Source organism: Pseudomonas sp. Kh14 (assembly GCF_900291005.1).
Classification (GTDB): Bacteria; Pseudomonadota; Gammaproteobacteria; order Pseudomonadales; family Pseudomonadaceae; genus Aquipseudomonas; species Aquipseudomonas alloputida.
This window is the reverse complement of record NZ_OLKJ01000010.1, coordinates 290,308-304,014: the sequence shown is the minus strand read 5'-3', so window position 1 is coordinate 304,014 and position 13,707 is coordinate 290,308. Positions and strand designations below refer to the sequence as shown.

General features: G+C 60.7%; 10 protein-coding genes. 8 read left to right on the top strand and 2 right to left on the bottom strand.

The annotated features are described in order from the left end of the window. Positions 1-17 precede the first annotated feature (17 nt). Complete coding sequence (gene ybaK, locus FQ668_RS04955; protein ID WP_003254957.1) at positions 18-488, bottom strand: Cys-tRNA(Pro) deacylase; 471 nt, start codon at positions 486-488, stop codon at positions 18-20. 302 nt (positions 489-790) lie between these two features. Between ybaK and FQ668_RS04950 the strand changes: the two genes are divergently transcribed. From FQ668_RS04950 to glpD, 4 genes are all read left to right on the top strand, one after another. Then, the gene (locus FQ668_RS04950) at positions 791-1,642 is read left to right on the top strand and encodes an MIP/aquaporin family protein (protein ID WP_014589909.1); all 852 of its coding nucleotides are present in this window, start codon (positions 791-793) and stop codon (positions 1,640-1,642) included. Positions 1,643-1,693: 51 nt separating this feature from the next. After that, the gene (gene glpK, locus FQ668_RS04945; protein ID WP_014589908.1) at positions 1,694-3,193 is read left to right on the top strand and encodes a glycerol kinase GlpK; all 1,500 of its coding nucleotides are present in this window, start codon (positions 1,694-1,696) and stop codon (positions 3,191-3,193) included. A gap of 101 nt (positions 3,194-3,294) precedes the next feature. Then, on the top strand, positions 3,295-4,050 hold the full coding sequence (gene glpR, locus FQ668_RS04940) for a DNA-binding transcriptional repressor GlpR (RefSeq protein WP_003254962.1): 756 nt from the start codon (positions 3,295-3,297) through the stop codon (positions 4,048-4,050). Positions 4,051-4,270: 220 nt separating this feature from the next. After that, on the top strand, positions 4,271-5,809 hold the full coding sequence (gene glpD / locus FQ668_RS04935) for a glycerol-3-phosphate dehydrogenase (RefSeq protein WP_144179914.1): 1,539 nt from the start codon (positions 4,271-4,273) through the stop codon (positions 5,807-5,809). Between the two features lie 27 nt (positions 5,810-5,836). Here the strand turns inward: glpD and FQ668_RS04930 are convergent, their stop codons facing one another. Next, positions 5,837-10,159, bottom strand: a complete 4,323-nt coding sequence (locus tag FQ668_RS04930; protein WP_144179924.1) for an NEL-type E3 ubiquitin ligase domain-containing protein — start codon at positions 10,157-10,159, stop codon at positions 5,837-5,839. Between the two features lie 332 nt (positions 10,160-10,491). Here FQ668_RS04930 and FQ668_RS04925 point away from each other — a divergent pair, with 332 nt between their 5' ends. The 4 genes from FQ668_RS04925 to FQ668_RS04910 all read left to right on the top strand — a co-directional run bounded on the left by FQ668_RS04925 (position 10,492) and on the right by FQ668_RS04910 (position 13,704). Further along, positions 10,492-11,409 carry a glutamate/aspartate ABC transporter substrate-binding protein gene (locus tag FQ668_RS04925; RefSeq protein ID WP_144179912.1) on the top strand — a complete coding sequence of 306 codons (918 nt, stop codon included), beginning with the start codon at positions 10,492-10,494 and terminating at the stop codon, positions 11,407-11,409. Between the two features lie 145 nt (positions 11,410-11,554). Further along, positions 11,555-12,301, top strand: a complete 747-nt coding sequence (locus tag FQ668_RS04920; protein ID WP_010952242.1) for an amino acid ABC transporter permease — start codon at positions 11,555-11,557, stop codon at positions 12,299-12,301. Beyond that, positions 12,302-12,973, top strand: a complete 672-nt coding sequence (locus FQ668_RS04915) for an amino acid ABC transporter permease (protein ID WP_003254970.1) — start codon at positions 12,302-12,304, stop codon at positions 12,971-12,973. It begins immediately after the preceding gene. After that, positions 12,970-13,704 (top strand): amino acid ABC transporter ATP-binding protein, encoded by a 735-nt coding sequence (locus tag FQ668_RS04910; protein ID WP_014589904.1) that lies wholly within the window; start codon positions 12,970-12,972, stop codon positions 13,702-13,704. Before FQ668_RS04915 ends, FQ668_RS04910 begins: the two co-directional genes overlap by 4 nt. Positions 13,705-13,707: the final 3 nt, after the last annotated feature.

Below are 13,707 nucleotides of genomic sequence, written 5' to 3'. Positions count from 1 at the left end.
TTGGCGGCCCCCTGTTCTCAGCCTCGACCAATCCCGGCAAACGTGCCCTGCGTATACTCCGCCAGCACCGCCGCGGCCAGCTCCACTTCCAGGCCACGCCTGCCGGCGCTGACATGGATAGTTGCAAAATTCTGCGCCGAGTCATCAATAAAGGTCCGCAGGCGCTTCTTCTGCCCCAGCGGGCTGATGCCGCCCACCAGGTAACCGGTCGCCCGCTGCGCCGCCGCCGGGTCGGCCATCTCGCACTTCTTCACCCCAGCAGCATGGGCCAGGGCCTTAAGGTCCAAGGTCCCCACCACGGGCACCACCGCTACCAGCAATTCCCCTTTCTCGCTGCTTGCCAGCAACGTCTTGAACACCTGTTGCGGGTCGAGCCCGAGCTTTTCTGCCGCCTCCAGGCCATACGACGCCGACTTCGGGTCATGTTCATAACTGTGCACACGATGCTCGGCACGGTGCTTCTTCAACAGGTCTAGGGCGGGGGTCATGCAAGGGCTCCAGTCAGGGACGACTCGGCGGCTACTTTAGGACAATTCCCACATCCCAGCCACCGCACCGCAATCGAGCGCGTCTAGTACAGGGATCAGCAGCTGATTCTAGCGACCTTATCGTGACTGACCGTTCACTTTCGACCTTTGACATCAGCGTTTCTTGTCTATATTTTTTCGTTTCTGAATAAACGATGCCCTTTTAAGGTGCATTTCCTACATCACCCGGGGTCAATGGGGATAGACACCGGGTTTTGCTGTCGAGCGCCACGCGCCTCACAACAAAAAAAACGAGGTCATACATGACGACTGCTCTGCGCCAACCCACACTGTCCAGCCAATGCCTGGCCGAGTTTCTCGGCACCGCCCTGCTCATCTTCTTCGGTACCGGCTGCGTCGCCGCGCTCAAGGTTGCCGGGGCCAGCTTCGGGCTTTGGGAAATCAGTATCATCTGGGGCGTGGGCGTCAGCATGGCCATCTACCTCACCGCCGGTATTTCCGGTGCGCACCTGAACCCAGCCGTGAGTATCGCTCTCACACTGTTCGCAGGGTTCGACAAGCGCAAACTGCCCTTCTACATGCTGGCCCAGGTATGCGGCGCATTCTGTGGCGCAGCACTGGTCTACACGTTGTACAGCAACCTGTTCTTCGATTTCGAACAAACCCACGCCATGCTGCGCGGTAGCGAAGGCAGCCTTGAGCTGGCCTCGGTGTTCTCCACCTATCCACACCCGTCGCTGTCTACCAGCCAGGCGTTTCTGGTCGAAGTGGTGATCACTGCCATTCTGATGGCCGTGATCATGGCCCTGACCGACGACAACAACGGCCTGCCGCGCGGCGCCATGGCCCCGCTGTTGATCGGCCTGCTGATTGCAGTGATTGGCAGCGCCATGGGCCCATTGACTGGCTTTGCGATGAACCCGGCCCGCGATTTTGGGCCAAAACTCATGACCTTCCTGGCCGGTTGGGGCGAAATCGCCTTCACTGGCGGGCGGGATATTCCCTATTTCCTGGTTCCGGTATTTGCACCGATCCTTGGCGCCTGCTTGGGAGCAGCGAGCTACCGCGGCCTGATTGCACGCAACCTGCCAATGGCGCCCGCCGCGACCCCTGAGACAAATGACATTCGCCAGGGCGATACTCAAGCCAATTGATGCCACCATCACGCACAGCCCTGACCCCCTATTCTTGCAAGGCCTACGACCATGACAGACACCCAGGATAAGAACTACATCATCGCCCTGGACCAGGGTACCACCAGTTCGCGAGCGATCATTTTCGACCGTGACGCCAATGTTGTGGGTACCTCCCAGCGCGAGTTCGCACAGCATTACCCGCAGGCGGGCTGGGTCGAGCATGACCCGATGGAGATTTTCGCCACACAAAGCGCGACCATGGTCGAGGCCCTGGCCCAGGCGGGTATCAGCCACGCCCAGGTTGCCGCGCTGGGCATTACCAACCAGCGCGAAACCACTGTGGTGTGGGACAAGGAAACCGGGCGCCCGGTATACAACGCCATTGTCTGGCAGTGCCGCCGCAGCACCGAGATCTGTGCTCAGCTCAAGCGTGACGGCCATGAAAACTACATTCGTGAAACCACCGGCCTGGTCACCGACCCGTATTTCTCCGGCACCAAGCTGAAGTGGATCCTCGACAATGTCGACGGCGCCCGTGAGCGCGCCGAGCGTGGCGAACTGCTGTTCGGCACCATCGACACCTGGCTGATCTGGAAATTTACCGGCGGCAAGGTGCACGTCACCGACTACACCAACGCCTCGCGCACACTGATGTTCAACATCCACAGCCTGCAGTGGGACGACAAGCTGCTGGAAATCCTGGGCATCCCGCGGCAGATGCTGCCTGAGGTGCGCCCATCCTCGGAAGTGTACGGCCACACCAAGAGCGGCATAGCCATCGCCGGTATCGCCGGCGACCAGCAATCGGCACTGTTCGGCCAGATGTGCGTGGAGCCGGGCCAGGCCAAGAATACCTACGGCACCGGCTGCTTCCTGTTGATGAACACGGGCGACCAGGCGGTGAAGTCGTCCCACGGCCTGCTCACGACCATTGCCTGCGGCCCGCGTGGAGAGGTGGCCTATGCACTGGAAGGCGCGGTATTCAATGGTGGCTCTACCGTGCAATGGCTGCGTGACGAACTGAAGATCGTCAACGACGCCCTGGATACCGAGTATTTCGCCAGCAAGGTCAAGGACAGCAATGGCGTTTACCTGGTGCCCGCCTTTACCGGCCTGGGTGCCCCGTACTGGGACCCGTATGCCCGTGGTGCGTTGTTCGGCCTGACACGTGGCGTGAAGGTGGACCACATCATCCGCGCCGCACTGGAGTCCATCGCCTACCAGACCCGCGATGTCCTCGACGCCATGCAGCAGGACTGTGGCCAGCGCTTGTCCGAACTGCGCGTGGACGGTGGTGCCGTGGCCAACAATTTCCTCATGCAGTTCCAGGCCGACATCCTCGGCACCTGCGTGGAGCGGCCGCAGATGCGCGAAACCACGGCGCTGGGCGCCGCCTATCTGGCAGGCCTGGCCTGTGGCTTCTGGAGTGGCCTGGACGAGCTGCGCGACAAGGCGATCATCGAGCGTGAGTTCAGCCCGCAACTGGACGAAACGCAGAAAGAAAAGCTGTATGCCGGCTGGAAGAAGGCGGTCGAGCGTACCCGTGACTGGGAAGATCACGAGGCATGATAGCTGTTGGGGCCGCCATGCGGCCCCAATCGTCTATTGGCCGTCATCCCCTTCCTACGGCATCATTGCAGAATTTGTCCGGCAGCCCCAAAGGACCGCCCATGAATCTGCCCCCCCGCCAACAACAAATCCTCGAACTGGTACGCGAACGCGGCTATGTCAGTATCGAGGAAATGGCGCAGCTGTTCGTTGTCACTCCCCAGACCATCCGACGCGACATCAACCAGCTTGCCGAGCTCAACCTGCTGCGCCGTTACCACGGCGGCGCGGCTTACGACTCGAGCATCGAGAACACCGCCTACGCCATGCGTGCAGACCAGATGCGTGACGAAAAGCAGCGCATTGCCGACGCCGTAGCCCGGCAGATTCCTGACCATGCGTCGCTGTTCATCAACATCGGCACCACCACCGAATCGATCGCACGGGCGCTGCTCAACCACAACCACCTGAAAGTCATCACCAACAACTTGCACGTGGCGGCGATCCTGGCCGCCAAGGACGATTTCGAAGTGCTGGTGGCGGGTGGCACGGTACGCCGTGATGGTGGTGTAGTCGGCCAGGCCAGTGTCGATTTCATCAACCAGTTCAAGGTCGACTTCGCCCTGGTGGGCATCAGCGGTATCGACGAGGATGGCAGCCTGCTCGATTTCGACTATCAGGAAGTGCGGGTGTCGCAAGCCATCATCGCCAATGCCCGGCAAGTGATCCTCGCGGCCGATTCCAGCAAGTTCGGGCGCAATGCCATGGTGCGCCTGGGCTCGATCGACCTGGTCGACTGCCTGGTGACCGACCAGACACCGACCCCAACCCTTACCCAATTGTTGAACCAGAACAAGATCAGGCTTGAGGTGGTTTGAGGGCTGGTGGGTGCATGCCGCCAGATTTTTGGTGTCTGCGGAGCAAGCGCCCCTCACCCAAGCGGTACCCGCTAAATTTTCGTAAATGTTCACTTCATTGTCATTTGATCAGTTTTTTCTATAGAGACTGACTGGCGACCGGCTTTCCGTTGCGCTAATATTTTCGCAAACGAACATCAATGTTCATATTCGATGTGAACAGCCCCAGGAGGCCTTGCCCGTGTCCCAGCCAGTTTCGTCCCAGCTCCCAACAGCCGACTGCTATGACCTTGCCGTGATCGGCGGTGGCATCAATGGCGTGGGCATCGCTGCCGACGCCGCTGGTCGCGGCTTGAAGGTCTTCCTTTGCGAAAAAGACGACTTGGCCCAACACACGTCGTCAGCCAGCAGCAAACTGATTCACGGTGGCCTGCGCTACCTGGAGCACTACGAATTTCGTCTTGTACGCGAGGCCCTGGCTGAACGCGAAGTGCTGCTGGCCAAGGCGCCGCACATCGTAAAGCCGATGCGCTTCGTGCTGCCGCACCGCCCGCACCTGCGCCCTGCATGGATGATCCGCGCCGGCCTGTTCCTCTACGACCACCTGGGCAAGCGCAAGCGCCTGGGCGCCTCGCGTAGCCTGCGCTTCGGTCCGGGCTACCCGCTGAAGCCGGCAATCACCCGCGGCTTCGAATACGCCGACTGCGCTGTCGATGACGCCCGCCTGGTAGTACTCAACGCCATGGCGGCCCGTGAGCTTGGCGCACATATCCACACCCGCACCCGCTGCTTGCGCGCCGAGCGTGTAGAGAGCTTGTGGCAGGTAGAACTGCAGCACGCCGACGGCAGCCTCCAGACGATCCATGCCCGCGCGCTGGTCAACGCCGCGGGCCCGTGGGTGGCCAGCTTCATCAAGGACGACCTCAAGCTCGATGCGCCTTACGGCATCCGCCTGATCCAGGGCAGCCACATTATCGTGCCGCGCCTGTATGAAGGTGAACATGCCTACATTCTGCAGAATGAAGACCAGCGCATTGTCTTCTGCATCCCGTACCTGGACCGCTTTACCCTGATCGGCACCACTGATAGGGAATACAGCGGCGACCCGGCCGCGGTCGCCATTACCGAGCAGGAAACACATTACCTGTTGAAGGTCGTCAACGAGCACTTCAATCATCAACTGAGCCAAGCCGACATCCTGCATACCTACTCCGGCGTTCGGCCGCTGTGCAACGACGAGTCGGACAACCCTTCGGCGGTGACCCGGGACTACACACTCGCCCTTTCGGCAGAGGCCGGCCAGGCACCGCTGCTGTCGGTATTCGGCGGCAAGCTCACCACCTACCGCAAACTGGCCGAATCGGCCATGGCTGAACTCAAGCCCTTCTTCACCCAGATGCGCGCCCCCTGGACCGCCAGTGCGCCACTGCCGGGCGCAGAGGGCATGACAACGGTACAGGCGCTGATCGATGCCGTACTGGCACGTTGCGGCTGGTTGCCTGTCGACCTGGCCAAACGCTGGGTGCTCACCTATGGTAGCCGTGTGTGGCGACTGCTCGATGGCGTTCACGGCCCCGAAGACCTCGGGCAGGCTATCGGTGCCGGGCTGTTCACCCGCGAGGTGGACTACCTGCTGGAAGAGGAATGGGCAGAGCAAACCGCTGACATTATCTGGCGTCGCACCAAGCTGGGCCTGTCGCTGACCGCGCAGGAGCAGATGGCCCTGGAGGCGTATCTGCAGCAAGCCCGCAAGGTGCGCGCGAATAGCCGCGCAGCCTGATACCGACGGTGAAGCCTTTTTGATTCGTCAAGGGGGCGTATTAGCCCAGCGCTCATAGGCTTCACGCGCCAAACGCGCCAGCAATGCCCGCTCGCTGCGATCGTAATCAGTCTTCAGTGCTTCACAGCGTTGCAGAAACTCGCTTTCGTTGATCACTTGCTCATCTACCTGAGCCTGTAGGGCCTCCATGCGCTGGTGCAGTGGTTGCACCAGCTCTTCAAATCGCTGGGCATGAAAGTCCCGCGCGTATCGCTCCCAGAAAGGCCGCTGTGCCAACGAGGCAATCAGAGCATCCGCCGACTCGTGCTGCAAGACCGTGTCCTGGGCCCGCAGCAGATCACTGGTGGTTACGTTCGCAAAACTCGGGAAATGCATTTCGTCGATCTCGACAGGCAAGCCCAACGGACGCGCAAGCCGCTGCCTGTAGAAGAGCCTGGTCTCAATTTCATCGATAATAGGGGCGTGCTCGGCATGCAAGCGTTGCACGTGCAGGGTAGCGAGGCGGTCGACCTCGTCCAGCCTGAACAAGCCACGCCCCAAGTTCAGCAACCGGGCTTCCATCTGGTTGCCATGGGCATCTTCGACGGCACGCAGTACCAAAACCCCAAGTTCCATCTGCTCCAGCAGCATCAGCAACCGGTCTACACAGCGGCGTTGGCCAGATGCCTCGATAAACAACTGTTGACGCAACTGCTCGTGCTGTTCGCATGCTTCCAGAATCCGCCAGACACGACTGCGGTAATGCCCAGGGTGCTCATTGAAGTCCGGGGTAATGACGAAGTCCGCGAGAAAGCTGAACAATCCGTCCGATTGCGGCTCCTCCCGTAGCGCTGTCCATATCGCCTGCTGGCGATCACGCTCAGCTCCGGATGTACTGCTGGCCCAACGATTTAACAGATCGCTGTCAATTGCACGATGGCGTGCGGATGCTGATCCCCACTGCCCTGGCGTCACTCCTCGCGCCTCGTCGAGCAATAATGCGTCAGCTTCGCTCAGTGGATTGTCATGCAAGGACAACTGGCGCACCTGCAAGCGCAACCGGTGCAAATCTCGGCGCAGCGTGCGGATGTTGTTGTCACGCAAGTCAACGTGGGCACGAAACGAAATGCGCTCAGGCAACGCCTCCAGAGCCGCAGAGCGCAGGTTGACTTCACGCAGATTGCCCAGGCGTGTCAATACCGGCGCCCTTCCCAGCGGGTTGTCGTTGAGGTCCAGGCGCTGCAGCGCCCTCGCCCCGGCAAGACGCAACTCACCGGCCTCATCCATCACTATCCTGTTGTTGCCCAGATGAAGCTGCCGCAGGCGGGGCAACCGTTCAATGCCCTGAGGAATCGCAGTCAGGCGATTATCGGACAGGTCGAGTTCCACCAGATTGGGAAAACGCCGCAGGAAGTCCCAACTGATTTCACCAAGGCGCAGGTCTCTGAGGATCAGCCGTTGCACGTGATCAAAGCTTACCCCCTCAGGTAAATCGGGCAGGCTACCGACACGCTCGCCGTTGATAATCAACGCGTAATCCCCGGCCTGGTCGGTGATCTTACGCCGCCAACTGCGCCGTATAGCTCTAGCGACCTGACGGCGGCGTAGCGCATCGAGCGGATTACTGGCGTCCCGGCGCCACTGGCGCAGGCTCAGACGCATACGCGCCAGCTGATCCGTGAGCTGGCTGTAATGCTCCCACAACCCTACTCGCCGCTCCATGAGGTCGAGCAGATAGGCTTGGACTTCCCCGTCAGTCATTGTCGGAAACACTTGGTGAATACCACGACCTATGGCACGTCGGCTGCTCTCACCTCGCCCACTCAAGACATAACCAATACGCCCATCCCCCAAACGGGTCGGGGGTCGCAGGCCAACGCCCAGACGGGGCATGCCACAGAGCTCCGCCGCTTGGGTACGATCACCGGCAGCGGCCTCGATCAACAACGAGCCCAGGGCGCCTGGACTGACAGCAGCATCGCCGAGATCGGCAGTCTGCGTCTCGTCCAACGCAGACAGCAGTGCCGCCAGGTAGGGGCCGGATGTGCCTTGACCGGCGTAGCGGTAGCCGTCGCCGCGGCGCACGATACACCGTACATCCTCTGCAGACTCGGCGCCGATACCGGCCAGATATCGGCCACCCGGGCTACCTTCGCGCAGTTCGATGCGTAGGGTGTCCGGCCATTTCAGCTGACGCTTGAGCAAGCCCAAAGCCAGGCGTTCGGTGTCGGGATTGACGCAACGCGGCAGACGTAAACCGGCGCACGCCCTGTCCAGACGGCTTTCTCTCAGTGACCATCGTGCGCGCTCGGCCACTGCCAAAGGGATCCTCTGTGCGGTGCTGAGTGTATCGAGTTGCGCAGCGGTGCATTGCTGAAGCACTTCACGCGTGCAGCGGGCCGACAGGCCTGGGTAAGCGCGCTGCACTATCCGCTCGAGGCCATTGGGCAGCACTTGCCGAGCAGCAACGTGCTGCGCCAATTGCGGCGCGCTGAAATCCGGATGTAATTCATGGGCCTGGTAAAGCTCCAGGGCATCCAGCAACCGTGCAGGTGCGCCCATGTGCTCCACGTGCAAACGGCGAACCTGTGCTTCACTCAGCCCTGTCACCTGCAGCAGGTAATCACAAGCCTGCGCCGGTAGCTCTGCCAGCGGTGTACTCAAGCGGCGGACCAGATTGGCCCGCCCTTCCCAGCTCTGGGGAGCTTCGAGTTCATGACGCCAGCCGCCGGCTCCGTTCGGTTCGATCACCGGCCGGTAGGCACTGGGACGGCGAGGGTGCAGGATCCTGGAGCGGCCATCGTGCGGATCCTCCATCACCCTGTAACCCCTCTCATCAAGGTGCCAGAGCCATTCCTGCGCGCCGACGCCACGCAATGGTTGGGCATCGTAACCTGACAGATCCGTGGCCATGAGCTTGACCTTGCCAGCAGCGTGGCACACCGGAGCCAAGTCATCCACGAAGGCCACACGCTCCAGGGCGCGCTGGGCGATGTGGCTGCCGGCGGCGATCATCCCGCCTACCACAACGTTTTCGGCAACGTTGAACAGGTGGTTCAACGCCCCTTCGCGATCCCCGATGCGCCAATCTTGGTACCCTTCATACACTTCATCAGCCAGCTGTACCGCATTGGCCACCAGCAACACTTCACCCAGCACTGGCACGAAGAACCCCGCCACGTTCAGCAAGTCCATACCCAGTTCTTTGTAGCCCCGCATGCGCGCTTCGCGGTCTTCATCATCCTCGACATCGGTGGGCACGGCGAGCACTTTGGCGTCGTCCCTGACCTTGGCGATGAATTGCCGGCGCAGGTGTGCGAACGGCGCATCAGTGATCTTTGCAGAACGAGCGTCAAGTTCAACCCCCGCCGCCTGCGCCTGTGCGACCCGTTCGTTCAATACGCGATAGAAATTGACCCGCTCTCGCTCGGTAATGAAGCGTGCGAAAAAGCGCCGATATGCCGGCTTCCGAAAACGTTTTCCGAGGTAGGTGTCGAGTGCGTCCCAGCTGACGTGTTGGGAGACAGGCTCAAATGGGTCACCGGGTATCCAAAGCACCACCGACTCTACTGCGCCATCCGCCGAAGGGCGTACTTCCAGCGTCAGTACACCTTGAATGGGGCGGCCCAGCAGGTACAGCTGTCGGGGTACAACAGTGCCAACCAGCACAGGCACCACCGGTTTTTCGGCGATAAGCGGCAACAGCAACCAATACGTGCGCTCGTCAATTTCGCCTTTGAACGCAGCGATCCGCATCGCCACCTCGAAATTGGCCCTGAAACTCCCCTCGAACTGCCCGTGCAAGCGAGCGATGGCCTGGCCCGGCTCATCCTGGGGGCCATCCTCAGGCTGCAGGTGGTGGGTGAGCAACGCCTGATACTTACCACCGGCATCTATTTCACGACACGCCGAGGCAAACGCATGGAAGCTCATTGGCAGGCGTTTGCCGTCGCCATCGACGAGTTCACCCTTGAGCATGTGCCCGGGGCGCGTCTCCTTGCGATGATAATTATGCAGCGCCGCCGCCAGCAGAGATCGCCCGGAGCGGCGAACATAGGTTGGCCGCAGCAGAACAGGCGAAGCGCTGGGCAGCAACAACCGCTGCGAGACCCGTACACTCCAACCCGTCACGTCCGGGTTGCTGATGCCGCTCTTGCGCAGTTTCGTTTTGAGCAACGTTGCTGCGTAGGCCTGCAAAGAAGGGATGGCCTGGAGGATCGGGCCAAGCCGCGCATTGCAGTGCGCCTGGCGACTCAGGGCATTACGTAACGCATCGAGCCTTTCCGGTTGGGCGTGGTCGACTAGCCATCCAGGCAAATTCTGGGCGATCAGGCTATCGATGGAATCGTTCGGGAGCAGGTGCGGTGACATCTGTGGAACTCTCCAGGCAAAGAGCAAAGCTCACTACGTCTGAGCCCTTGCCGCGCACTGCATAGTTACCGCAAGCGATACCGGGATAGGTGGCTGCCCATGCGTTCGGATAACCGAACGAGCAATCGCTGTTTATTCGGCCTGGCGAACCCTGGAGAGAGGTCGAGACTGTCAAGCACGAGCAATACCAGTGGTTTAAGGTCGACAGCAGGGCTTGGCACGAGTCATGCTCTACACTTGGTAGCCGAATGCACCCGCTTCTTGCTGTATTCGTTGAACGAAGAGTCCGCCAACGGCTCCATAAAAAAAACAAACACGTCGAGGAAAATTTGATGCGTATCGTTCGTCAATTGCTGGGCGCAGCCATCGCGGCTGCAGTCATCGCTTCGCCGGCCATGGCCGAGGAGATCACCGGCACCCTGAAGAAGATCAAGGAATCGGGCACCATCACCCTGGGGCACCGCGACTCCTCCATTCCATTTTCCTACCTGGCCGGCAAATCCGAGCCCGTCGGTTACTCGCATGACATCCAGCTGGCCGTCGTCGACGCGCTGAAAAAGCAACTGGGCACGGACATCAAGGTCCGTTACAACCTGGTCACCTCGCAAACCCGTATTCCGCTGGTGCAGAACGGCACCGTCGACCTGGAGTGCGGCTCCACCACCAACAACGTCGAGCGCCAGCAACAGGTTGGCTTCTCGGTCGGCATCTTCGAAGTCGGTACCCGCCTGTTGACCAAGGTCAAGGACGGTCAGCCGGCATACAAAGACTTCCCGGACCTGGCCGGCAAGAACGTGGTGACCACCGCCGGCACCACCTCCGAGCGCATCCTCAAGGCGATGAACGCTGACAAGCAGATGAAGATGAACGTGATTTCCGCCAAGGACCACGGTGAAGCCTTCAACATGCTCGAAAGCGGCCGCGCTGTGGCCTTCATGATGGACGACGCCCTGCTCGCCGGTGAAATGGCCAAGGCGCGCAAGCCAGCGGACTGGGTCATCACCGGTACCCCTCAGTCGTACGAAATCTACGGCTGCATGGTGCGCAAGGATGACGCTGCGTTCAAGAAAGCGGTCGACGACGCCATCGTTGCCTACTTCAAGTCGGGCGAAGTCAACAAAAGTTACGACAAGTGGTTCCAGCAGCCGATTCCACCAAAAGGCCTGAACCTCCAGTTCCCGATGAGCGACGAGTTGAAGAAACTGATCGCCGAGCCGACCGACAAGGCTGCGGACGAGAAGAAGTCCTGATCCTCAGCAAATAGTGGCCTGGTGCTCACAAGCACGAATCAATTCTGCAGGCCACTCATTAGTGTCTAACCTTTCATCCGAGGGCGCCAAGCGCCCCCGGATGCTCGAAGGTGCCCGTGAAACAACCGTCTGAGGGGAAATCCCGATGAATTACAACTGGGACTGGGGCGTGTTCTTCAAGTCCACCGGCGTGGGCAGCGAAACCTATCTGGACTGGTACATCACCGGCCTGGGCTGGACCATCGCCATCGCCATCACCGCCTGGATCATCGCGCTGCTGCTGGGGTCGCTCCTCGGTGTCATGCGTACCGTACCGAACCGCCTGGTATCGGGTATCGCCACCGCCTACGTGGAACTGTTCCGCAACGTGCCACTGCTGGTGCAACTGTTCATCTGGTACTTCCTGGTGCCGGACCTGCTGCCAGAAGGCTTGCAGGAATGGTTCAAGCAGGACCTCAACCCGACCACTTCGGCGCTGATCAGCGTGGTCATCTGCCTGGGCCTGTTCACCGCCGCGCGCGTCTGTGAGCAAGTGCGTACCGGTATCCAGGCGCTGCCCAAAGGCCAGGAAGCTGCCGCTCGCGCCATGGGCTTCAGCCTCCCGCAGATCTACAACAATGTGCTGCTGCCGCAGGCCTACCGGATCATCATTCCGCCGCTCACCTCCGAGTTCCTCAACGTATTCAAGAACTCCTCGGTGGCGTCGCTGATTGGCCTGATGGAGCTGCTCGCGCAGACCAAACAGACCGCAGAGTTTTCCGCCAACCTGTTCGAGGCGTTCACCCTGGCCACGCTGATCTACTTCACCCTGAACATGGGCCTGATGCTGCTCATGCGCATGGTCGAGAAGAAAGTCGCCGTGCCTGGCCTGATTTCCGTGGGGGGCAAGTAAATGGAAATGGATTTCAGCGAAATCATCCCCGCCCTGCCTGCCCTCTGGGAGGGCATGGTCATGACCCTCAAACTGATGGTCATGGGCGTCATCGGCGGTATCGTGCTGGGCACCATCCTGGCCCTGATGCGCCTGTCGTCGAGCAAACTGCTGTCGAACGTGGCCGGCGCCTACGTCAACTACTTCCGCTCGATCCCGCTGCTGCTGGTGATCACCTGGTTCTACCTGGCGGTACCGTTCGTGCTGCGCTGGATCACCGGCGAAGATACCCCGGTGGGTGCCTTCACCTCCTGCGTGGTCGCCTTCATGATGTTCGAGGCCGCGTATTTCTGCGAAATCGTACGCGCCGGTGTGCAGTCGATCTCCAAGGGCCAGATGGGCGCCGCACAAGCGCTGGGCATGAACTACGCGCAGACCATGCGCCTGATCATCCTGCCCCAGGCCTTCCGCAAGATGACCCCGCTGCTGCTGCAGCAGAGCATCATCCTGTTCCAGGACACCTCGCTGGTGTACACCGTGGGCCTGGTCGACTTCCTCAACTCGGCACGCTCCAACGGCGACATCATCGGGCGCTCCCATGAGTTCCTGATCTTCGCCGGCGTCGTCTACTTCCTCATCAGCTTCTCCGCTTCGTGGCTGGTCAAGCGCCTGCAAAAAAGGATCACCGTATGATTTCCATCAAGAACGTCAACAAGTGGTACGGCGACTTCCAGGTACTGACCGACTGCAGCACCGAGGTCAAGAAAGGTGAGGTAGTGGTGGTCTGTGGCCCGTCGGGCTCGGGCAAGTCCACCCTGATCAAGTGCGTCAACGCGCTGGAGCCGTTCCAGAAGGGCGACATCGTGGTCGATGGCACTTCGATTGCCGACCCTAAGACCAACCTGCCCAAGCTGCGCTCGCGGGTGGGCATGGTGTTCCAGCACTTCGAGCTGTTCCCGCACCTGACCATCACCGAGAACCTGACCATTGCCCAGCGCAAGGTACTGGGCCGCAGCGAGGCGGAAGCCACCAAGAAGGGCCTGGCGCTGCTCGAGCGTGTAGGCCTCAGTGCCCATGCCAAGAAACACCCCGGCCAGCTCTCCGGTGGCCAGCAGCAGCGCGTGGCAATCGCCCGCGCCCTGGCGATGGACCCGATCGTCATGCTGTTCGACGAACCCACCTCCGCACTGGACCCGGAAATGGTCAGCGAGGTACTGGACGTGATGGTGCAACTGGCCCACGAAGGCATGACCATGATGTGCGTAACCCACGAGATGGGCTTTGCCCGCAAAGTCGCCAACCGGGTCATCTTCATGGACAAGGGCAGCATCATCGAAGACTGCACCAAGGAAGCGTTCTTCGGTGACCAGAGCGCCCGCGACCAGCGCACCCAGCACTTCCTCAGCAAGATCCTGCAGCACTGACCC

Coding starts and splice junctions, on each gene's coding strand:
- ybaK (WP_003254957.1), bottom strand. CDS start 488: ATGACCCCCGCCCTAGACCTGTTGAAGAAGCACCGTGCCGAGCATCGT.
- FQ668_RS04950 (WP_014589909.1), top strand. CDS start 791: ATGACGACTGCTCTGCGCCAACCCACACTGTCCAGCCAATGCCTGGCC.
- glpK (WP_014589908.1), top strand. CDS start 1,694: ATGACAGACACCCAGGATAAGAACTACATCATCGCCCTGGACCAGGGT.
- glpR (WP_003254962.1), top strand. CDS start 3,295: ATGAATCTGCCCCCCCGCCAACAACAAATCCTCGAACTGGTACGCGAA.
- FQ668_RS04930 (WP_144179924.1), bottom strand. CDS start 10,159: ATGTCACCGCACCTGCTCCCGAACGATTCCATCGATAGCCTGATCGCC.
- FQ668_RS04925 (WP_144179912.1), top strand. CDS start 10,492: ATGCGTATCGTTCGTCAATTGCTGGGCGCAGCCATCGCGGCTGCAGTC.
- FQ668_RS04920 (WP_010952242.1), top strand. CDS start 11,555: ATGAATTACAACTGGGACTGGGGCGTGTTCTTCAAGTCCACCGGCGTG.
- FQ668_RS04915 (WP_003254970.1), top strand. CDS start 12,302: ATGGAAATGGATTTCAGCGAAATCATCCCCGCCCTGCCTGCCCTCTGG.
- FQ668_RS04910 (WP_014589904.1), top strand. CDS start 12,970: ATGATTTCCATCAAGAACGTCAACAAGTGGTACGGCGACTTCCAGGTA.